The organism is Acinetobacter sp. YH12144 (genome assembly GCF_013418345.1).
GTDB classification, from domain to species: domain Bacteria; phylum Pseudomonadota; class Gammaproteobacteria; order Pseudomonadales; family Moraxellaceae; genus Acinetobacter; species Acinetobacter amyesii.
Genome location: NZ_VPCD01000012.1, coordinates 36,235 through 56,346, shown reverse-complemented (window position 1 = coordinate 56,346; position 20,112 = coordinate 36,235). Strand labels below are relative to the sequence as shown.

At 38.2% G+C, this 20,112-nt stretch carries 19 protein-coding genes and 2 pseudogenes; 11 read left to right on the top strand and 10 right to left on the bottom strand.

Features of this window, described 5'->3' with window-relative positions:
* Positions 1-170: 170 nt before the first annotated feature.
* Together xseB and xseA are read right to left on the bottom strand one after the other, a co-directional pair.
* Positions 171-365 (bottom strand): exodeoxyribonuclease VII small subunit, encoded by a 195-nt coding sequence (gene xseB, locus FTU79_RS09655; RefSeq protein ID WP_001058302.1) that lies wholly within the window; start codon positions 363-365, stop codon positions 171-173.
* Positions 355-1,623 carry an exodeoxyribonuclease VII large subunit gene (gene xseA, locus FTU79_RS09650; RefSeq protein ID WP_179994478.1) on the bottom strand — a complete coding sequence of 423 codons (1,269 nt, stop codon included), beginning with the start codon at positions 1,621-1,623 and terminating at the stop codon, positions 355-357. The genes xseB and xseA overlap by 11 nt, the downstream gene beginning before the upstream one ends.
* A gap of 216 nt (positions 1,624-1,839) precedes the next feature.
* On the opposite strand from xseA, the gene FTU79_RS09645 reads away from it, so the two are divergent.
* Positions 1,840-3,144 (top strand): type II toxin-antitoxin system HipA family toxin, encoded by a 1,305-nt coding sequence (locus tag FTU79_RS09645; RefSeq protein ID WP_096902800.1) that lies wholly within the window; start codon positions 1,840-1,842, stop codon positions 3,142-3,144.
* On the top strand, positions 3,137-3,415 hold the full coding sequence (locus tag FTU79_RS09640; RefSeq protein WP_000361155.1) for a helix-turn-helix domain-containing protein: 279 nt from the start codon (positions 3,137-3,139) through the stop codon (positions 3,413-3,415). The genes FTU79_RS09645 and FTU79_RS09640 overlap by 8 nt, the downstream gene beginning before the upstream one ends.
* A 116-nt stretch (positions 3,416-3,531) precedes the next feature.
* Here the strand turns inward: FTU79_RS09640 and FTU79_RS09635 are convergent, their stop codons facing one another.
* Positions 3,532-3,729: a hypothetical protein gene (locus tag FTU79_RS09635; protein WP_096902802.1), complete on the bottom strand. Its 198-nt coding sequence runs from the start codon at positions 3,727-3,729 to the stop codon at positions 3,532-3,534.
* A 207-nt stretch (positions 3,730-3,936) separates the two neighbouring features.
* Here FTU79_RS09635 and FTU79_RS09630 point away from each other — a divergent pair.
* Positions 3,937-5,093 (top strand): annotated as a pseudogene (locus FTU79_RS09630) (IS4 family transposase).
* 43 nt (positions 5,094-5,136) lie between these two features.
* On the opposite strand, the gene FTU79_RS09625 reads toward FTU79_RS09630, so the two are convergent.
* Together FTU79_RS09625 and FTU79_RS09620 are read right to left on the bottom strand one after the other, a co-directional pair.
* Positions 5,137-5,439, bottom strand: a complete 303-nt coding sequence (locus tag FTU79_RS09625; protein ID WP_096902794.1) for a helix-turn-helix domain-containing protein — start codon at positions 5,437-5,439, stop codon at positions 5,137-5,139.
* Positions 5,432-5,789, bottom strand: a pseudogene (locus FTU79_RS09620) (type II toxin-antitoxin system RelE/ParE family toxin). The gene FTU79_RS09625 and the pseudogene FTU79_RS09620 overlap by 8 nt, the downstream one beginning before the upstream one ends.
* Before the next feature lie 615 nt (positions 5,790-6,404).
* On the opposite strand from FTU79_RS09620, the gene FTU79_RS09615 reads away from it, so the two are divergent.
* Positions 6,405-7,199 (top strand): hypothetical protein, encoded by a 795-nt coding sequence (locus tag FTU79_RS09615; RefSeq protein WP_031946098.1) that lies wholly within the window; start codon positions 6,405-6,407, stop codon positions 7,197-7,199.
* 94 nt (positions 7,200-7,293) lie between these two features.
* Here FTU79_RS09615 and FTU79_RS09610 read toward each other — a convergent pair whose 3' ends face one another.
* Positions 7,294-7,488, bottom strand: coding sequence for a type II toxin-antitoxin system RelE/ParE family toxin (locus tag FTU79_RS09610; protein ID WP_050595110.1), 195 nt, complete (start codon positions 7,486-7,488; stop codon positions 7,294-7,296).
* Between the two features lie 171 nt (positions 7,489-7,659).
* On the opposite strand from FTU79_RS09610, the gene FTU79_RS09605 reads away from it, so the two are divergent.
* From FTU79_RS09605 to FTU79_RS09575, 7 genes are all read left to right on the top strand, one after another.
* Positions 7,660-8,019, top strand: a complete 360-nt coding sequence (locus FTU79_RS09605; RefSeq protein ID WP_179989163.1) for a surface-adhesin E family protein — start codon at positions 7,660-7,662, stop codon at positions 8,017-8,019.
* Between the two features lie 245 nt (positions 8,020-8,264).
* Entirely contained in the window at positions 8,265-8,969 is a 705-nt protein-coding gene (locus FTU79_RS09600) for an IS6-like element IS1008 family transposase (RefSeq protein WP_043963410.1), read from the top strand.
* 60 nt (positions 8,970-9,029) lie between these two features.
* Complete coding sequence (gene repM / locus FTU79_RS09595; RefSeq protein ID WP_180049802.1) at positions 9,030-9,875, top strand: replication initiation protein RepM; 846 nt, start codon at positions 9,030-9,032, stop codon at positions 9,873-9,875.
* A 1,083-nt stretch (positions 9,876-10,958) separates the two neighbouring features.
* Positions 10,959-11,297, top strand: coding sequence for a hypothetical protein (locus FTU79_RS09590; RefSeq protein WP_114237945.1), 339 nt, complete (start codon positions 10,959-10,961; stop codon positions 11,295-11,297).
* Between the two features lie 136 nt (positions 11,298-11,433).
* Positions 11,434-12,234 carry a DUF2310 family Zn-ribbon-containing protein gene (locus FTU79_RS09585; protein ID WP_114237944.1) on the top strand — a complete coding sequence of 267 codons (801 nt, stop codon included), beginning with the start codon at positions 11,434-11,436 and terminating at the stop codon, positions 12,232-12,234.
* A 241-nt stretch (positions 12,235-12,475) separates the two neighbouring features.
* Positions 12,476-13,180, top strand: a complete 705-nt coding sequence (locus tag FTU79_RS09580) for an IS6-like element IS1008 family transposase (protein ID WP_043963410.1) — start codon at positions 12,476-12,478, stop codon at positions 13,178-13,180.
* Between the two features lie 100 nt (positions 13,181-13,280).
* Entirely contained in the window at positions 13,281-13,778 is a 498-nt protein-coding gene (locus FTU79_RS09575) for a hypothetical protein (RefSeq protein WP_180009768.1), read from the top strand.
* 226 nt (positions 13,779-14,004) lie between these two features.
* Here FTU79_RS09575 and FTU79_RS09570 read toward each other — a convergent pair whose 3' ends face one another.
* The 4 genes from FTU79_RS09570 to FTU79_RS09555 all read right to left on the bottom strand — a co-directional run bounded on the left by FTU79_RS09570 (position 14,005) and on the right by FTU79_RS09555 (position 20,112).
* Positions 14,005-14,580: a recombinase family protein gene (locus FTU79_RS09570; RefSeq protein ID WP_075316580.1), complete on the bottom strand. Its 576-nt coding sequence runs from the start codon at positions 14,578-14,580 to the stop codon at positions 14,005-14,007.
* Positions 14,581-14,766: 186 nt separating this feature from the next.
* Positions 14,767-15,666, bottom strand: coding sequence for a cation diffusion facilitator family transporter (locus FTU79_RS09565; RefSeq protein ID WP_005028603.1), 900 nt, complete (start codon positions 15,664-15,666; stop codon positions 14,767-14,769).
* Positions 15,667-15,752: 86 nt separating this feature from the next.
* Positions 15,753-18,893, bottom strand: a complete 3,141-nt coding sequence (locus FTU79_RS09560) for an efflux RND transporter permease subunit (protein ID WP_179994455.1) — start codon at positions 18,891-18,893, stop codon at positions 15,753-15,755.
* The gene (locus FTU79_RS09555; protein ID WP_016658777.1) at positions 18,883-20,112 is read right to left on the bottom strand and encodes an efflux RND transporter periplasmic adaptor subunit; all 1,230 of its coding nucleotides are present in this window, start codon (positions 20,110-20,112) and stop codon (positions 18,883-18,885) included. Before FTU79_RS09555 ends, FTU79_RS09560 begins: the two co-directional genes overlap by 11 nt.

Here is a 20,112-nt window from a genome sequence, read left to right as displayed (position 1 = left end):
ACCATTTAACAACGTAAGTATGTTGTTTGGGATCCATGTAACACCTATAGAGGAAAAGGTGGTTAGTAATAAAACTCTGCTCAAGCAAATTTATTGGGTTAACTGTCAGTTTTCACCATCTCATGTCCTTTATTTCTAGAACATTCTAGACTTTTCTCGACCTAGAATTTTTATTCTTTAAAGGTGTCATTCAACGCCTGTTGCACAGCATCAATACGTAACTTACAGGCTTTATAGGCAGTCATGGACTCTTCAACGATCGCCATCAGGTTATCAATATCCGGTTCTTCCTGAGATTCAAGAAATTCGGCATTTTTCTTGAGAATTTCATAACCTTTCTTGAAACTTAGTTCTTCATTGTTCATGTGCGTTTACCTGTGTCACGGTGGCATCAATGGTGCCATCCTTAAGTTCAATCTGTAATTCCTGGTCAGTAATCTGCTGGATGGAACGGATAGCTTTGCCTTGGCTACGGACAATTGCATAGCCCTTGGCCATCACATTACGAGGATTCTGTAGCAAGGTTTCCCTCATCAATGACTCCACCTGCTGTGAAGCTAGTTTAATCTGTTGTTGAGCAAGATACTGAGTATCACTTTTAAGCATATCAACGCTACGCTGGGCTTCATTGATCTGGTTCTGTGTCAGAGTTTTGATAGTTTTCAGATACTGATCACTCTGGCTCTGGTAGGTGATCAACTGGTGCTGTGACAGTAGCTTGATGGTCTGCAAAGCAGTACTAACTTCATTGACTCGCTCCACAATCAGGTTACGGATCCCTGCGATCACTTTACTCGGGGTATCAAAGGAACGGTGTGCAATTTCATCCAAAATAGTGCGGTCTTTCTCGTGGCCAATACCGACCCAGATCGGCACAGTTCTTTTACACAGCAGTGCGGCCAGATCATAATCATTCAGGTAAGCTAGGTCATTCACGGCTCCGCCTCCACGGATGATCACAATAAGGTCTGGTGCTATCGAGTAATCTTGAGCCCACTGTCTTAAGGCACTACCCAAAACCTGAATGATGCTGGCAGAAGCCGTATTACCCTGAAAAGTTGCTGAATGATAAACGAAATGACAGACACCAGCCTGAGCCAGGGCATCCGCATCTTTTTTAAAGTCACCTAACCCTGCAGCATTTTCCGGTGCAATGACCAAGACATTCTGAATATCAAAGGGTACCGGCAACTGTTTATTGTTATTGAGCAGGCCTTCCTCAGTCAGTCGCAGCAGAATCTGCTGATAGCGTTTGGCGATGTCTCCTAGAGTAAAGCTAGAGTCGATATCTTCGATATTGACCGAGAAGCCATATTGCGGATCAAATCTAGCTTTGACCTTGATCAGTACATTCAGGTCTTTCGACAGTTCAATACCACTTTCTCGTTCAAACTTTAGAATTATTTTTTGTGCCGTAAATTTCCAAATGGTGCCTTTACAACTAGCGATCACCTTATGGCTTTCTTCATCTTTCTCAGCCAACTCAAGATAATAGTGACCGCCTTTAATACTTAAATTACGGATCTCAGCCTTGACCCACACTGCCCCATCAAAAGTCAGCTGGATGACTTCCTGTACAGTGGCAAGGTATTCACTAAGGCTGAGTTGTTGACGTTCTGACATGATGTAAAGGATAGCTAAAATATAAGGAGGTAAGATTTAACCCAATATTGATCAATTCTACTGCAAATCAGATGAGTTTATTGCAATTTTGAGAAATGTATAAGTTCTTCTTAGACACCTAGAGTGATCATTGAGATTTTTAGTTTAATTATACTTTTATATTAAAATAGATATATAATCAATAAAATCATTATATTTTACTATTTTAATAAAATTATGAAGCAATACTGTACACTGCAAATCTACCAAGACTATGAATGGCATGACTGTGCTTTGGTTGAGGTTACGGATGATCAAAATGCTGGATGGCAGGCAGCTACACGTACATCATATTTGTTCGAATATGCTATTTCATATATGGATCTAAGAGATGGTCATGCGCTTGCTTATGACTTACCGGTGAACGTCCAAAATAGATTGGAATCAACTTGGCCAGCATTTCTTATGGATCTATTACCTCAAGGATACGGTCGCAAAGAATTACTAAGACAGCTTGATTTTTCTGAGAATGTTCAGGAACAAGCGGACTGGGCGCTTTTAAAAGCAGGCGCAGGAAATCCAATTGGGAATCTGCGAGTCAAAGAGGCTCATGAGTGGTTACAGAGTCATTTCCCAAAGCTGCAAAATCAGGGATTTAGCCTAAGCAAAATTATTGAACGTAAAGAGAAGTTTATTGAATCGCTCGCATCTTATGGACTTTTTATTGCCGGTTCATCTGGTATTCAGGGTGAGTGGCCAAAATTGTTGTTAACACAAGGTTATGATGATCTTTTCTATCTAGATCATACTCTTCCAGATGATCAAGTTAAGCAGCATTGGTTGGTTAAATTTAGCCGCGGCAGTGATCAAAATTTGAATAAAATCCTGATGAACGAAGCTTTGTATATGAAAGTCGCTCAGTACTTGCAACTACGTGTACACCGGGATCTTGAGCTACATGGCAAGACTTTGTTTATTCCAAGATTTGATCGCAAAGTAATTAATGGCAAAGTTGAAAGAATTGCTCAGGAAAGCCTTGCATCTCTAGGTGGGAAGGCGGGCTTTGGGGTTAGAATGACCCATAATCAAATATGTACCCTGCTTATGGAGGCTTGTACCGAACCAAAGCAGGAAGTATTTGAGTATTTGAAGCGTGATCTCGCAAATGTTGCCTTAGGCAATAAAGATAACCATACTCGCAATACAGCAATCCAACGCTTCAATAATGGTAAAATTCAGCTCACACCATTATTTGATTATGCGCCAATGTGGTTACATCCTGATGGTATTGCACGTACTACTCGTTGGGAAAGAGATGATCATGGTGGTATGCCACTTTTGAGTTCTGTGATTGAGCAGATAGCTGAAAGCACTTCGATTGATCCACAAGAAATTAAAACTTTATTAATTGAACAGTTACCAATTTATCGGGGACTGTTAGAAAAGATGCAGGCTCTTCAAGTAGCGGATGAAATTCTGGAAAATAGCCAATATCGAATAATCAATATTTGCCAGCAGTTGGAGGAGATCAGCCATGGATAAACGTTTTAAACCATTGACCCCTATTCAACAAATGGAAAAAAGACTATCTGTGCTTGAAACCATCAATAATCATCCAGACTGGTCTTTTTATCAAGTTGCTCGATTTATTCGAACAGAGCTACATTTAACACTGAATGATATGGCTAAAATTACTAAGATTGCGCCACAGACACTGCAAAAAATGGAGCAACCAGGGAGCAATCCTACTTTGAAATCCATGCAGAAATTACTCGATACTTTCGGTTTACAATTACAAATAAAAGTTAAATGATTTTTAATTCTGAGCCATCGGTTTTTCTAAAATCTTATCCGTTTAAGGATACAAAGAGGAAATAAACAGGCTCTAGGTTGTTTTATGATTATTTTTAGACAAACGACTCCAAAACCTTATGTAGCAAGGGTTTTGTCTCTACAGTAATTAATTTGTTTTTGAAAAAATGGAGTAGAGTGTTTGAAATATGAATAATCGAATTCGGTTTCTGTAAGCACAGTAATTTCATCTGCATGTGCTTTATATTCATCTATATTTTCGAGTAATTCATCCTCTGAGAATGGGAGTTTTTTTTGATTTTCAGTGTCGTTCATAGAGTCATATCCTGAGAAGTTATTTAGATCATCATAAACCAGACATTTTTAATGGTGAGAATACAGACACTTTAAATGGTTTCTAACACAAAAAAGGGAGCTTATAGCTCACTGCTGTCCCATAGTTTGATTTAAATAAAAAAACCTGAGTCTGAATCGTTAAAATATAAGTGCGAACCAACACTTTAACGACCAAGGACTCAGGTTTTGTCATATCAGAATACCGTATTTCATCAATTGATTAAACCCATACTCCGACAAGATTTTGAACGTCTTGTTCAAATACATCATGTCGGTCAGAAATTTAGAGCCGCTTCAAGATGGGATCAGTTCATTGCCATACTGATGTCTCAACTTTCCTGCAGACAAAGTCTGCGGGATATTCAATCTAATCTAGAGTGTCAACAAGAAAAGCTGAATGCTCTCGGAGCAAAGTCTATCACCCTCGCAGTACACTGGCTCGAATCAATCAGGAACAGCCTGCAGCCTTGTATGAACAGCTATTTTACACCTTGCTTAAATCTTATGAACACTCAAAAGTAGCTCATAAATTCCGCTTTAAGAATCCCTTATATTCCCTGGATGCCAGCCATATTGATCTGTCATTTTCCTTATGTGAATGGGCCAAAGTGCATGAATCCAAAGCCAGCATGAAACTTAGCGTTGGCTTAAATTACAGCAATACCATTCCTGAATTTGTGGCGCTTGGGGATGGCATTGAAAATGATATGGTACAAGGCAGAGCATTCAAATTTCCTGCTGGCAGTATTGTCGTATTTGACAAAGGATATATTGATTATCAATGGTTTGCCCAATTGACTCATCAAAAGGTCAGTTTTGTCACCCGATTGCGCCCAAAGACAGTTTATCAAGTGAAATCTAGCCGCAGCGTATTAGCATCTAAAGGTATTATTGCGGATGAATGGATTGAATTAAGTAGTGCTTATGCAAAGAAAAGAGGTGCTCCCAAATTATTAAGACGTATAGAATTTTATGATACCGATAAGAACAGGACGTTTGAGTTTCTGAGTAATAACTTTCATCTGGCAGCATTAACGATTGCTGCAATTTATAAAGACCGTTGGAAAGTGGAGCTGTTCTTTAAAGCACTTAAACAGAATTTAAAATTAAAGTCATTTCTAGGCCGAAGCCGTAATGCCATACAAACTCAAATTTGGATCGCGTTAATCGCCTATTTGCTGGTGAGTTTCGCTCAACATCTGGGGAAAGAAGGCTGGACAGTGCAGCGCTTACTCAGAATCATTCAAGTGAATTTGTTTGAAAGAAAAACGTTAAAAGCTTTATTCTCACCCGATAAAATCCCCATTAAACAAGAGGAAGCTTATTTAAGCTTCCTCTTGTGAAAAATTGTGGGACAGCAGTGGCTTATAGCTACCTTTTTTATCGTTACACATTAAATCCTATATGTTTTCCTGTTGGAAGCTCCACATCAATACGGAGCTTACCACCCATTGCCTCAACATACTTTTTCATGGTTGAAATCTTTAAATCATTACCACGATTTTCAATTGCTGAAAGTGATGGCTGTTTTATTCCCAAAGTTTCAGCAAGTTCTTTTTGGGAAATCTCTAACTCTTCTCGAATAAGATGGAGCTGAGTCTCTAACAGTAGCTCATCAGCCATTTTTTTAATACGTGCTTGGCTCTCTGGAGAGCGACTAACCAATAATTCCTGTAAGGTTTTAGCCATTAGATTGTTCTCCTAGGGTTGAGAGATGAAGTTCGTATTGCTGTTCTGCAATGTCCAGCATCTCTTTTATAGAAACGCTTTTTACCGCCTTTATCACCGATGCAAAGCACAATGGCCTGTCGTAATGGATCAAATGCAAAAAAGGCTCTAAGTGGTTTACCTCTATGCTGAACGCGTAGCTCTTTCATATTGGTAAATTTAGAGTCATACACGGTATCCACTAAAGGGCGACCTAAGCTAGGTCCCTGCTGCTGTAGAACGACCAAAGCTGCGAGGACTTTCTCTTGTGTTGATTCATCTTGCTGCTCAAGCCACTCATTAAACAGATCTGTTGTGATGACTGTCCACATATCACAACCAAAATATAGATTATAGTCTATATTTTATAGTGAACTTAGTCAGTTTTCAAATGGTAATAAAAAACCCCGACATCCTGTCGGGGTTTTTCGTGTTTGGTTGCAAGGTATAACTTCTGTCGTACCTAACCATCCTTGTGCTGATCTTTCTTATTCTTGTTGTTTGGAGCTTCCTGCTTTCCTTGACTACATCATAAGAAATAAAGCTTTGATCAGCTAGAAGCAGATTCCTTAAATTACTGTACGTCAAAGCGTACAAAAATGGCTTAAAAATAGCCCCAGAGTTATCCCCATAAATTGTGGATTTTTTTCAGGTTGAAAGCCTTATAGATTGTAGGTGATTTTCTGTTTTGAGTGTTTTTTGAGCAAAAATGTTGGCAAAAAATATCAAAACCGCTCATAAAAAAGCCGACTTGTTTCAAAATCGGCTTTTTGTGCATTTTTAGATTTTTCTGGTTTTATTAAGTATCTGATATTTATATTAATATACAAGTGTATTGCGTATAACCACCATTATGTTAAATGGACAATTAATAATTGAATATTTCACCTTTTTTTTTAATTAGTAGCTAAAATTACTTTATAATTTAAACTTATAAGGTATTTAAAGTGAAAAGTCCTCTTTCTAAAATATTTCTACTAAATATTCTCATAATGGCTGGTAGTGTTGCGTATGCCATTGAAGTTAAGCCATTCAAATTTATAAAAAATAATGAAGGTTATCCAGAAAATATTGGTTTATATAAAATAACAAATAAATACAGTGAGTTATATGTAAAACAGTATCCATTTTCTATTGAGAACAATAATAGAAATGCTGGTTTTATTAGTGAGATCGACCCACAATGTGAAATCTTAGAAAAGATATATAAGCAACAGCAGAATACTTATGTTGTAACAAGTACATGTGGCGCATGGTTTGGTATGAGTAGCCCAGAAAGCCATTATTTTATATATGAGTTTAACGATCTAGCAAAATTAATTAAATCTGAAACTATTGAATTCAAAGAGTCATTAGATATTACTATTTCAGAGCTTAATTCAGGTATAAAAATAACATCAAGCCAAAGTCCTAAAACTGGGAAAAAATATGATTATGAATACAAAAATGGGAGCTTATATGACTTCTCAACATCTATGAATAGAAATTTAGTTTCAAAAGAAAATGATAGAATCTGTAAGGGATTCTATGATCAAGTTTATACTCAATTTAAGTATTCTTATGTACCTGGTATGACTAATCTTTTTGAAATTTTACCTAGACATGCTTATTCATGGGTTCCAAACAAAATAAAATCTAGTGAAGAATTATCAGATAAATTAGCCAATGATTTAAAAGGGAAAGATCTAACACAACGTAGAAATGTTCCTTATTCAAGATTTAAACAAGACTATTGTTCTTAACTAAACTTAAGTATTCCTAAAATTAATATAATAGGTGCTATGCAAAGTCAAAATGTTAGAACCCATTCAAAATGGGAGCTATAAGCTCCCATTTTTAGTCTTTAATACGCTTTTTAGCTTCGTCATAAACTATGCTATCAGCTCGTTTCCCGACTGTGATGAGCAAGATAACTACCTGATCATCTTTAAATTGATAGACAAGTCTGACACCAGCTTTTAATAATTTAATTTTATAGCAACCTGCAAGATTGCCTCTCAGCATATTCTTTGGAATATGTGGCTGCTCTATGACTTTGGCTAGTTACTTCTTAAATTGATCTCGTATAGCAACAGGGAGTTTTTCCCATTTGTGTGTCCTTACCCATTTAACCCATTTAAAATTATTAAATTAAAAAATAAATTGAACAACAGAAATAATATAAGTATATTTCTGGAAATTAGCTTTAAAGAGACTAAGTAGGTGAAAAGACTATTAAAAATTACATTAATCAGCGTAATGGTTCTTAATGCTCAAAATATATTTGCAAAAATAATTATAGATAATGCAAATTATCAATCTAAAATTATAAAATTAAATAGTACAAAGAATCCCAAAATAACAAGAGCTTGGGTAGAAACCGAGTTTAAAGAGGAGAAGAATAGGTCAACAGTTCTATATGAGATAGATTGCGAACAAGAAAAATTCCGAAGACTAGGAGGAGTTATGTACAAAGAAGTAACAGGTGATCCAATAGCTATGGAACCTACAAAAGAAGAATATATAATTCCAAATACAAATCTAGATACGCTTAAAAGGGAGGTATGTACAGGAAAATATTAGAAAAACTTGAGAGATTTGGGGGATCAGAGAATTATTGTAGTTATCCTGATCTAAATGACAATTCAAGAGTAAAGATAGAAAAAATTTGTTATTTAATTTAGGGCGGCACTGTCACACGAGGGTGTAAATAATTCTGTGTAAATACAGTTTTATTTACAGTCTCTAAAGCTCCCTTTTTATAGGGCACTGTTGCAAATAGGCTGACATGATAAGCTAAATATCTTATTTATTTCGAGATACAGCAGATGAATCCCTTCCACGGTCGGCACTTTCAAGGTGAAATCATTCTTTGGGCTGTTCGTTGGTATTGTAAATATGGCATCAGCTATCGTGAACTTCAAGAAATGCTCGCTGAACGAGGCATAAATGTGGATCACAGTACAATTTATCGTTGGGTTCAGCGTTATGCTCCAGAAATGGAAAAACGGTTACGCTGGTATTGGCGTAACCCTACAGATTTACATTCATGGCATATGGATGAGACTTATATCAAAGTGAAGGGGCGATGGACTTACCTGTATCGTGCAGTTGATCAACGTGGTCATACGATTGACTTTTACCTTTCCGCTAGACGGAACAGTAAATCAGCCTATTGTTTTTTAGGAAAGATCTTCAATACGGTGAAAAAATGGCAAATTCCACGGGTCATCAATACAGATAAAGCAGCGACCTATGGCCATGCTTTATCACGGTTAAAGCGAGAAGGAAAATGTCCAGTAGATATTGAGCACAGGCAGATTAAGTATAAAAATAATGTCATTGAATGTGATCATGGTAAGTTAAAGCGAATCATCAGGGCCACATTAGGATTCAAATCTATGAAGACTGCTTATGCCACAATTAAAGGTATTGAAGTCATGCGTGCACTACGTAAAGGACAAGCATCGTCATTTTATTATGGTCAGCCTCAGGGTGAAGTGTGTCTAATCAACAGGGTTTTCGGTCTCTAAGCACTTTTTAAAGGGAACATCATCGACTCAAATCTCTATTTGCAACAGTGCCCTCGTAAGTTGGGCGATAATATTGAAAGTGTATTGAACAAGACTTTAACTATTCATGCCCAATCTTATATGCAACAGTTTGACGTGGCTAAACATACGGCTTATGAAGCCCTAAAGCGTGGAGTCAATGGTTTATTTGAAGCGGAATTTAATTACACCCAGTTTGTTGAGGGTAGTCAAAAAATTGAGTTTGTCCGCAGTCGCTTTGTGCAAAAGATTAGTTACGTTAATGATTTAGGATTGGTAAGATTAGTATTCGCCAATGACGTTGTACCATTAATTGTAGGATTGGAAAAAAAATTTACCAAATACGAGATAGAGCAAATTAAAGGCTTACAGAGCCGATATGCTATTCGCCTGTATGAGTTTTTGATTAAATGGCGGTCTGTGGGCAAAACCAATGAAATCTCGTTAGATGAGTTAAGAAATCATTTTGGGTTATTGAGTGATGAATATGTGCGTATGCACCATTTCAAAGCAAGAGTTTTAGATTTGGCTATTAGTCAAATTAACGAACACACGGATATTATTGCTGAATATGAGCAACACAAGCAAGGTCGCACTATTACAGGATTTACCTTTAAATTTAAACAAAGAACCAAGCCCAAAACGGTAAAAGCTGAAAAGACAGAGCGTGATCCACATACAGTAGATATGTTTATAACCATGACCGATAATCAACGCTTTGCCTTCGCTAAAAAAATATCTCAATTACATGAGGCATCGTATTTGGCACAAGGGCAAGCAGGTCGAAGTTACGATGTGTTTGCTGAACAAATTGCTGAAGCATTATTAGATAGTGAAAAGCAGAAAGTATATTTACCCTTCTTATCGAAATTAGGGTTTAAATTTTAAGATTTTTATTCGCTGTTTACAGGTTGTGGTAGAAGTAGTCCTTGATATCAAAAACAAAAATTATTTTAAGGGAATAAAGGCTTCTGACTATCACCAAATGATAAGTTATCTGAGTTCTATTCAGTGAAAAACTGCTATATTAGGGGTCAGCACAGAAAACGGAAATTATAGGGCGGTAAGTACATTTATTTACTTCTATGTAGTTGTTATTTAAGAACTTCGTTAAAAATCTTTCAATTAAATTGCATGTTGCCAATCTCTAGCAGACAGGCAAAGCATAAAAATATAAATCTTTGATTTTAATAAATTAATTAGTCGACAAAATTCCTTGTCGTACTATTTTCTCCAAATTCTGGGGTAACCCCTATCAAATCAAAAACTCGATGATATGCGTCATTTAGTTGATCAAATACCTTCTTACGGCAGTCAATCTATACCTAAAATAAACGATCCTAGTTGGGAGGGGTTATTAGATGATCGGAGAATATCTTGGAATATGAACGACATCACCATAATAGAAAGGCTAGTACTTATTTATTATACTTTTAGTATGAAGGTTCTTAGTGTTTTCAATCAAGAATTTGCAGAGAGAGGAGTTTCTTTTTCATACTCTGATTAGTATGCCTATGGCAAACCAATTTCACTGCTTCGGTACCCTAGTGAGGACTAGAACCTTAGGCTGTAGGCTAATGATATTGGTATATTGAGTTATTTAGGTAGTCGCGGTGTACTTCATGGTGTATAGAAAGTTAGTTTTTCGAGCTAATAAAGCCATTTTGACAAAATTTAAGAAGTATTTTAGAAAACTAGATAGTTACACAGAATTTAGGGTAGTCTCAAAATGAAAGTTATAACTAATGGTTCTTTAACATCTTCTAATTCCTTTGGTGAAAAATAAGATTCCATTTTATGCTTAACTCTCAACTTTTTTTCGCTAAATCATTTATTTTACGAAGGTTAGACTTTCAATATTAAACTTACAATTCTTGTAATACAGCCATTCCAATAGGCTTAAGAAGTTGAGAGTGGCATTTCTTGCATAGAATTATTTTGTATTAAATAAAATAACTAAAGGTTTGGCTCGTGAAGATCTCAATAAGAAAACTGTATGTAATTAGCTTAAGTGCATTAATTACTGTGGCTTGTTCCAGTCAAAGTGAATCAGAAGGGATGCTAATTATAAATAACAAAACCTCCGAAGATATAACTAAGGTTAATTTAACTTATAAAACCACTAATAAATCAGAAAATATAGGTAATTTATCTCCTAATCAATCATTTAAGTATCCTATAAAATATTCTGACACCGAAGACTCTATAGTAATTACATATACTGATAGTAATAATACAGTGCATAAGGATGTAGCTGTTCCTTATTTCGGTAAATATGATAAGAAAAATTATAGTTATAATATCAAGTAGTTTAAGTATTATTAATATTTAGAGTGTACGGCATTGACGGTATAGGTTAAATTGACACTACAAGACAGCACTTTAACCAATTTCAACAGCAACATCCCCAAATATATTTAATATAAATTAAGCATGAGATATAAAAATGCACGCCTTTGATATTATCATACCCCAATATACAGGTATCGCTGAAGATGATGATAGCCACGACCATGATGTATTTTGTTATTTAGGAAATTTAGAAGGCAACGGACAAATATTACCCCGTAACCATCATTTAGCTGTTAGCCAAAATGATATTACTCGCGTGACTGTGGTGTGTCCTGAAATGGATGCCCTTGACCGTAAAAATATGAACAGCTATGCCCAAGAAATGCACAATAAAATCGAACAGTTAGCAGGTAAACCCATTCAAACCTTGTATATCGGAGAAGACCATGACTATCCTCTTCCCCGTTATGCCGTACCAACGCAATCTGAATTTTACATGTTGCGTTGGGGCTGGAGTTCGCCTTTACTAGATGGAGTAACCTTACAAGGCATTCCTCTATATAAAATCCCATATACCCAACCTGATCACCCTTGTTATGATAATGTGTGGTCATGGTATCGTCAGGCTGAAGCGTTATATCGTTTGTGGCTTGGTTCTCAACCAGTAAGTGAAGCCTTTGCCTTAGAGCAAATGCAAAATCCCAATTCTGAGCATAGCAAAATAGGTCGAGAATTGTGCCGTATCATTGAACAAAGCACAGGTGTACCCACCTATTATTTTCTAATGAATTACCGTGATTGGACACAGGCAGAAGATATGGAACAAAAATGTCCACTGACAGGGCAGGATTGGCTATTGCCTGCCAATACCTATCACTATATTGATTTTAAATGCGATGAGAGTCGTTTGGTGAGTGAGTTGAGTCAAAATTGGTCGGATGAAAGCGAGGACTGACCGAATGAAAAATTATTTGTGGTAAGCTCATAAAGCCTATCAAGCATAGAGATAAAAATAACACCCAAACTATCTGTAACCAACCGTGAATCGTCTCGATATTTTCGGAGAGTGTTTTACTGGAATCAGGTACAGGACAAGTTTATTTTCAGTATACCCTAGCGGAACCACCTAAAAAGGCACTGTTGCAAATAGGCTGACATGATAAGCTAAATATCTTATTTATTTCGAGATACAGCAGATGAATCCCTTCCACGGTCGGCACTTTCAAGGTGAAATCATTCTTTGGGCTGTTCGTTGGTATTGTAAATATGGCATCAGCTATCGTGAACTTCAAGAAATGCTCGCTGAACGAGGCATAAATGTGGATCACAGTACAATTTATCGTTGGGTTCAGCGTTATGCTCCAGAAATGGAAAAACGGTTACGCTGGTATTGGCGTAACCCTACAGATTTACATTCATGGCATATGGATGAGACTTATATCAAAGTGAAGGGGCGATGGACTTACCTGTATCGTGCAGTTGATCAACGTGGTCATACGATTGACTTTTACCTTTCCGCTAGACGGAACAGTAAATCAGCCTATTGTTTTTTAGGAAAGATCTTCAATACGGTGAAAAAATGGCAAATTCCACGGGTCATCAATACAGATAAAGCAGCGACCTATGGCCATGCTTTATCACGGTTAAAGCGAGAAGGAAAATGTCCAGTAGATATTGAGCACAGGCAGATTAAGTATAAAAATAATGTCATTGAATGTGATCATGGTAAGTTAAAGCGAATCATCAGGGCCACATTAGGATTCAAATCTATGAAGACTGCTTATGCCACAATTAAAGGTATTGAAGTCATGCGTGCACTACGTAAAGGACAAGCATCGTCATTTTATTATGGTCAGCCTCAGGGTGAAGTGTGTCTAATCAACAGGGTTTTCGGTCTCTAAGCACTTTTTAAAGGGAACATCATCGACTCAAATCTCTATTTGCAACAGTGCCAAATATGGTACATTTCACGCAACTACTTTCCCAATACAAGTCTTTAAAATGAATCGTTTTATAATTTTTTTGTTTCTTACTTTTATAATTAATACAAGCTTTGCTCAAATCGTAGAAATCCCTAAATTCTCAGACTATCCCGCTCGAATTTATACAGGTCCCACTTCTGCACCAAAATTAACAACGCCATATCATAAAAATTACAAAACACGTCTAACTAACTCTTCTAAAGAAGATATTAACTTTGCTGGCGAATATGTTCTGAGTGTATGGGGATGTGGTACGAGTTGTCGTGTATATACTTTTATCAATAAAAGAACAGGTGCCATTCTTGATACACCATTTGGTGGTGAAGGCGGTGAAAATATTGTCAGCATTAGAGCAAATAGCAAGGTAATCATAACAACAGAAGAGCTCTACACAAATGACTACGATTCTCTCGGCTATATGGCATATTATTATGTATTAGAGTCAGGACGTTTTAAAAAGGTAGCCCAACTTCCAATTTCTGAAGATCTTTATCAAGAAACCCGTTATAACTACTAATATTCCAACACCTAGCTAATATTATTTTAAACTTAATCTTTAAAAGTTATAACAATAAATCAGCCCGTATTTTACAGGCTGATTTTTAGCTATTTCTTCAATAGTTTTTACCAACTTCTCAGCTCTTTCAATAAGAACCTCCTCAGCAATATAATTATTTTTACTTGAACCGTACCGGGTCAGTGTTCCACAGTTTTCATAAGATAAATAATTATAGTCGCCAATTTCAACTGAGTTCCTCTCCGGCTTTTAAATAGCGGTATACCGCTTGGCGGCTAATTCCAAATGCCTGGCCTAATGCCATTTTTGAAGGATACTGCCCTTCCTTCCATGCTTGTCGCAAAGCTTCAGCTTTATCAGGCTTCAATTTATGTACCCGGCCTTTGTACTTCCCTTGAACAGAGGCGAGTTTAATTCCTTCCTTTTGCCTTTCCAGAATGATTTCACGTTCAAATTGCGCAAAAGCACCCATCAGTTGCAGCATCAAATTATCCATCGGCGTGGATTGGGCAGTAAAAGTAATATTCTCTTTTACAAACTGGATAGCGATCCCTCTTTTGACCAGTTTATCTACTTCAGTGACCAAATCTTTTAGACTTCGTGCAAAACGATCCATGGAATGTACAATCACCCTGTCCCCTTCCCGGACATAGTTCAACATTTCTTGAAATTTCGGTCGGTCGGTATTTTTACCCGAAGCACGGTCAACAAAAATCCGGTCGACTTCAATTCCCTCAAGTTGACGCCCTGTATTTTGCTCGACCGAACTCACTCGCACATAACCTACTTTTTGGCCTTTCACTCTTTCACGCCCCAATTAGATAAAAATGAACAATTTCGTAAATTATAAATCTTAAATATCAAAGTTACATGTTATATATGGTTAAAAATCATTTAAATGATACATAATTTCATGAACTTTCAGATTGTAACTTTAGGGTATACTTTAAAGTTACACAAAACATCTATATGAAGACTAAAGTCCAAATTAGTGTTTATGTTGGTTCAATGTATTACATTTCGTATTTTCTATTTGTAACGTAATTTCAGTAATATTATGATTATGTTTTAGAACTTCTAAGGCCTTTTGATAGAGTTGATCTGTATTGCTATTCGGAGCAACCAAATGAGCAGTTAAATGAATATTTCTTGAGGATATAGCCCAGACTTTCAACTGATGAATCCCTTCAACGCCCTCTAGCTTCAATAAATCATTTCTTAACGACTCAATATCAATCTCATCAGGAACTCCTTCAAGCAGAATATGAATACTTTGTTTTAATAAAATCCAAGTTCGAGGTAAGACCCAGAAGCCAATTAACACAGCGATTACGGTATCAACCCACATCCACTGGGTAAAATAAATAACTATTCCTCCGATAATCACGCCTATCGATCCTAGAGCATCACTAAGAACTTCTAAATATGCACCTTTTATATTTAGACTTCCTTCAGCACTAGCAGAAAGGATTTTCATTGAAATCAAATTTATGACCAAACCAATGACCGCGACAATCATCATTCCAACACTTTGAATTTCAGCAGGATTCGTAAAACGTTGATAAGCTTCATATACAATATATATTGCTACCACAAAAAGCATCACCGCATTAAACAGAGCCGCTAAAATTTCAAATCGCTGATAGCCAAAAGTTCTTTTATCATCTGCGGCTTTTTTACCAATTTTGATAGCGGCAAGAGCAATAGCTAAAGCGGCTACATCAGTAAACATATGAGCTGCATCAGATAACAAAGCCAAACTTTGGGTAATAAAAGCAGCGACAACTTCTACTATTAAAAAAGTAGTCGTTAAACCTAAGGCAACCATTAACTTCTTACTATTTTCTTCAGTAACAACCGCATGGCTATGATCATGATGTTCTGACATAAAATATTTTCCTTATTCTATTTATGATGAGCAGAGATATTGGATAACAGCCAATATCTCTGCTGTAAATCGACTAATCTATTGGATTAAGAAACTTTCTTTTCATTTATCCAACGATAAAGCACGGGTAACAGCACCAAAGTTAGTAATGTTGAAGAGATAATCCCGCCAATCACTACGGTTGCCAGTGGCCGTTGAACCTCAGCCCCTGTTCCGGTTGCCAGCGCCATTGGTACAAAACCCAGTGAAGCCACACAAGCTGTCATCAACACTGGTCTTAAGCGCAAAATAGCCCCTTGCCACACGGCTTTATGCACTGGATATTTGTCCCTTAATTCCTTAATAAAGGTCAGCATTACCAGTCCATTGAGGACTGCAACACCAGATAAGGCAATAAAGCCAATTCCAGCTGACATCGATAATGGAATATCCCTTAGCCAAAGGAACAGCACACCACCGGTCAAGGCAAAGGGTACCCCGGTAAAGACCAATAGACTTTCTTTGACATTGTGAAAGACCGCCATCAGTAAAATAAAGATAGTGATTAAAGCCAGTGGAATCACGATTTGCATCCGTGCTTTGGCTGAAGCCAAATTTTCAAACTGACCGCCATATTCTATCCAATAACCACTTGGCAAAGTGTATGCTTTGAGCTGTGTCTGTACATCAGAAACAAAAGACCCTAAATCACGCCCTTCAACATTCGTTGTAACCACAACTCGGCGTTTACCATTTTCTCGACTGACTTGGTTGATTCCTTCAATGGTCGAGACTTGCGCGACATCCGACAATAAAATACTGCCACCATTTGGAAGCTGAATAGGTAACTGGGAAACAGATGCGACACTACGGTCTTGCTCTCCAAGACGGATAACAAAATCAAAACGACGATCGCCTTCTAAAATCTCTCCCACGCTTTGTCCACCAATACTGGTTGCCACAAGGTCTTGAATTGAACGCACACTCAAACCATATTGTGCAGCCAAAGTTTTATTTACCTCGACATTCAGTAATGGCAAACCTGAGGTCTGCTCAACTTTCACGGCACTGCTACCCGATATTTGCTGAATGATTTTGGAGATTTTAGTCGCCTCAGTATTGAGGACATTCATATCATCACCGAAGATTTTCACACCAACATCACTACGCACACCTGAGATCAATTCATTAAATCGGAGTTCAATCGGTTGTGAAAATTCACTATTATTGCCTGGAATCGTGGCTAAATACGTCACCATACGGCCACGTAATTCATCTAAACTTTCTTTAGGATTTGGCCATTCTGAACGAGGCTTTAACATGATATAGCCATCTGAAATATTGGGTGGCATGACATCTGTTGCAACCTCGGCTGTACCCGTTCTGGCAAATACTGCCTTAATTTCAGGGAAACTCTTTAAAAGAAGTTTTTCAGTATTCTCCTGAATACGTAAAGACTCTTCTAAGCCTGTACTTGGTGAACGTAACTGTTGTACCGCAAAGTCTCCTTCACTGAGCTGTGGTGCAAATTCACTGCCGAGTTTGGTACTGATAAATCCCGTAATCACTAATACACACAGTGCAAAAGTCAGCACAACTGCTTTGTATTGATACGAAATATCAAGAGTTTGCTGATATTTAGCTTTTAGCCATAACATCCAACGACTTTCTTTTTCTTGAATATCGCCTTTGACCCACAATGCCACAGCAGCAGGCACAAAGGTGATCGATAAAATAATGGCTGCAACAAGGGCGAGTACCACTGTCAATGCCATCGGATGGAACATTTTTGCTTCCACACCACTTAAAGCAAAAATCGGCAAATACACCACCAAAATAATAAGCTGACCAAAAATAAGAGGACGACGTGCTTGGCGGGCAGCCAGAAAAACTTCCTTAAAGCGTTCACTTTGTGTGAGAGGTCGTTTTAACAGTTGCTGTGTATGGGCTAAACGCCGGATACAGTTTTCGACAATCACCACAGCACCATCGACAATGATGCCGAAATCGAGTGCACCTAAACTCATCAGATTGGCACTGATATTTTTCTGTGCCATCCCGGTTAAGGTAAACAGCATAGAGAGTGGAATGACACAGGCAGTAATCAAGGCAGCACGGATATTCCCTAAAAACAGGAACAGAATGATGATGACCAGGATTGCTCCCTCTACCAAGTTTTTCTGAACGGTTTTAATCGCCTTCTCAACCAAGGTAGTACGGTCGTACACCGTTTCAATCACTACCCCTTTAGGCAAACTATTCTGAATATCTTGAAGCTTGGCATCCACAGCTTTAGAAACAGTCCGGCTATTTCCACCCATCGCCATCATGGCAATCCCTAAAACGGTTTCTTTGCCGTTATAGGTTGCCCCACCGGTTCTTAAATCATGCCCAATAGAGACTTGCGCAATATCACCAACCCGAATTGGGCTGCCATTTGGGCTACCCAGCATGGTGTTCTCAATATCAGAAAGCCCATTGAATGTACCCGGTACACGTACCGTCAATTGCTGACCATTGTCTTCAATATAACCTGCACCTCGGTTCTCATTATTTTGCGCTAAAGCCTGTTGCAGTTGTTCTAATGAGATATTCAGTTGCTGCATCCGGTTTAAATCGGGAGAGACCACATAGGTTTTTTCAAAACCACCAATACTGTTGACCTCTGCAACTCCCTTAACACGTTGCAGTTGAGGACGCACAATCCAGTCCTGAATCTCACGCAAATCCATCGGCGTGTATGCAGTTCCATCCGGCTTTTTCGCATTCGGATCTGCCTTCAGTACCCATTGATAAATCTCACCGAGACCCGTAGAAACGGGGGACATCGTCGGTGCGATTTGTGCAGGCAACTCAGATTGCGCCTCCTGTATCCGTTGGTTAATCTGCTGACGGGCCCAATAAATATCAGTCCCATCTTTAAAGACAATGGTGACTTGAGAGAGTCCATAACGGGATATGGAACGGGTAAGCTCCAGATCCGGAATGCCAGCCATGGCATTTTCAATGGGATAGGTAATCCGCTGTTCGACTTCAAGCGCAGTAAAACCCTTGGCTTGAGTATTAATCTGGACTTGGGTATTGGTAATATCGGGTACAGCATCAATCGGGAGTTTCTGATAGCTATACACCCCGACCGCAATCCAGGTACAGACAAAGAGCAACACCCAAATCGCATTTTGTATGGAAAACTGAATGATTCGTTCGAATAAACCTTCTGGTTTTGGCAGATCAGAATTAATGTTCATGGCCTGCCTCGTCTTTTTCTAATTCAGATTTCAACAAGAAACTGCCTTGAGCGATATACTTCTGCCCTTCAGTCAGCCCAGAAATCACTTCAAGCCATTGTCCATCACTTGAAGCCTGCCCCAATTGCACTTTCTGTGCTTTTAAGTGGACTTGACCTTTTTGTTCTGAATCTACGATGAAAATACTGTCTTCACCTTCAATACTTTGCAGCGCAGACTTTTGAATCCGAAGGGCTGATTTTGCTGTAGCTTCCGGAATCAACACTCTCACTAACACATTAGAACGCAACTCAGTAGCTTGCGCATCGAGTTTTGCGCGCACCACCAGACGCCCTGTTTGTACATCTGCCTGAGAGGTTAAGCTTTGTACAGTAGCTTTATAGATTTGATCTGAATCATTCACTTTAAAGTCAATTTTTTGCCCGGCTTGCAGTTGACCTGAGAATTGATTCGGCAAATTAAACTCAAGCCATAAATCTTTCAGCTGTTCAATGACAAAGAGCTGATTAGCCAGTTGCACATTTTCACCGACCACAATATCTTTTTGACTGATCACCCCAGAGATCGGTGCTTTAATCAGAAAACGCCCATTGTTATTGCCACTTGCACCTAATGCATTTAAACGTGCTTGTGAGGACTGGACAGTAATCTGCGCTTGACGGTAGGCATTTTCGGCACGCTGGTAATCCTGTTTGGCAGAAATCCCCTGTGACCAGAGTTGCTGTTCGCGCTGGTAATCTTTACGGGCCAAATCCAGATTCACCTGTGCCATACGCAGATTTGCCTGTTGGTCGATCAGTTCAGGCACGATTAGTACAGCCAGCGTTTGTCCTTTTTGCACGCTCTGTCCTAAAGCCACATTGACCTGCTCGACATGACCACTAAAATTAGGCGATATATGCGCTTGTTGATCGGTATTCACCACCAATTTACCTGGCAGGGTTGTCAGCTTTTCAACCAATCCTGTGGATGCAACAGCAACTTTTAAACCTTGTTCAACCATTTGTTGGCTGGTCAGTTGTATTTCGCCTTCTTCAGCATGTCCTTCTTCAGAACTATCTTCATCAGAATGTTCGGCATTTCCCTCATCATGACCATGCCCCTCAGATTCAGTTTTTTTTGAACTTAACCAAATAACCAGACTGACCAAGACCGTAATCAGAATCAAAATTGCAATCATGAGAGACTGGGATATTTTTCCGTTTTGCTTGGCGTTCAT

Bases quoted from the DNA above. Each gene is read 5' to 3' on its own strand.
- FTU79_RS09560 (WP_179994455.1), bottom strand. From the start codon at position 18,893: ATGAACATTAATTCTGATCTGCCAAAACCAGAAGGTTTATTCGAACGA.
- FTU79_RS09580 (WP_043963410.1), top strand. From the start codon at position 12,476: ATGAATCCCTTCCACGGTCGGCACTTTCAAGGTGAAATCATTCTTTGG.
- FTU79_RS09625 (WP_096902794.1), bottom strand. From the start codon at position 5,439: ATGGCTAAAACCTTACAGGAATTATTGGTTAGTCGCTCTCCAGAGAGC.
- FTU79_RS09555 (WP_016658777.1), bottom strand. From the start codon at position 20,112: ATGAACGCCAAGCAAAACGGAAAAATATCCCAGTCTCTCATGATTGCA.
- FTU79_RS09645 (WP_096902800.1), top strand. From the start codon at position 1,840: ATGAAGCAATACTGTACACTGCAAATCTACCAAGACTATGAATGGCAT.
- FTU79_RS09640 (WP_000361155.1), top strand. From the start codon at position 3,137: ATGGATAAACGTTTTAAACCATTGACCCCTATTCAACAAATGGAAAAA.
- FTU79_RS09585 (WP_114237944.1), top strand. From the start codon at position 11,434: ATGCACGCCTTTGATATTATCATACCCCAATATACAGGTATCGCTGAA.
- FTU79_RS09635 (WP_096902802.1), bottom strand. From the start codon at position 3,729: ATGAACGACACTGAAAATCAAAAAAAACTCCCATTCTCAGAGGATGAA.
- xseA (WP_179994478.1), bottom strand. From the start codon at position 1,623: ATGTCAGAACGTCAACAACTCAGCCTTAGTGAATACCTTGCCACTGTA.
- FTU79_RS09575 (WP_180009768.1), top strand. From the start codon at position 13,281: ATGAATCGTTTTATAATTTTTTTGTTTCTTACTTTTATAATTAATACA.
- xseB (WP_001058302.1), bottom strand. From the start codon at position 365: ATGAACAATGAAGAACTAAGTTTCAAGAAAGGTTATGAAATTCTCAAG.
- FTU79_RS09600 (WP_043963410.1), top strand. From the start codon at position 8,265: ATGAATCCCTTCCACGGTCGGCACTTTCAAGGTGAAATCATTCTTTGG.
- FTU79_RS09565 (WP_005028603.1), bottom strand. From the start codon at position 15,666: ATGTCAGAACATCATGATCATAGCCATGCGGTTGTTACTGAAGAAAAT.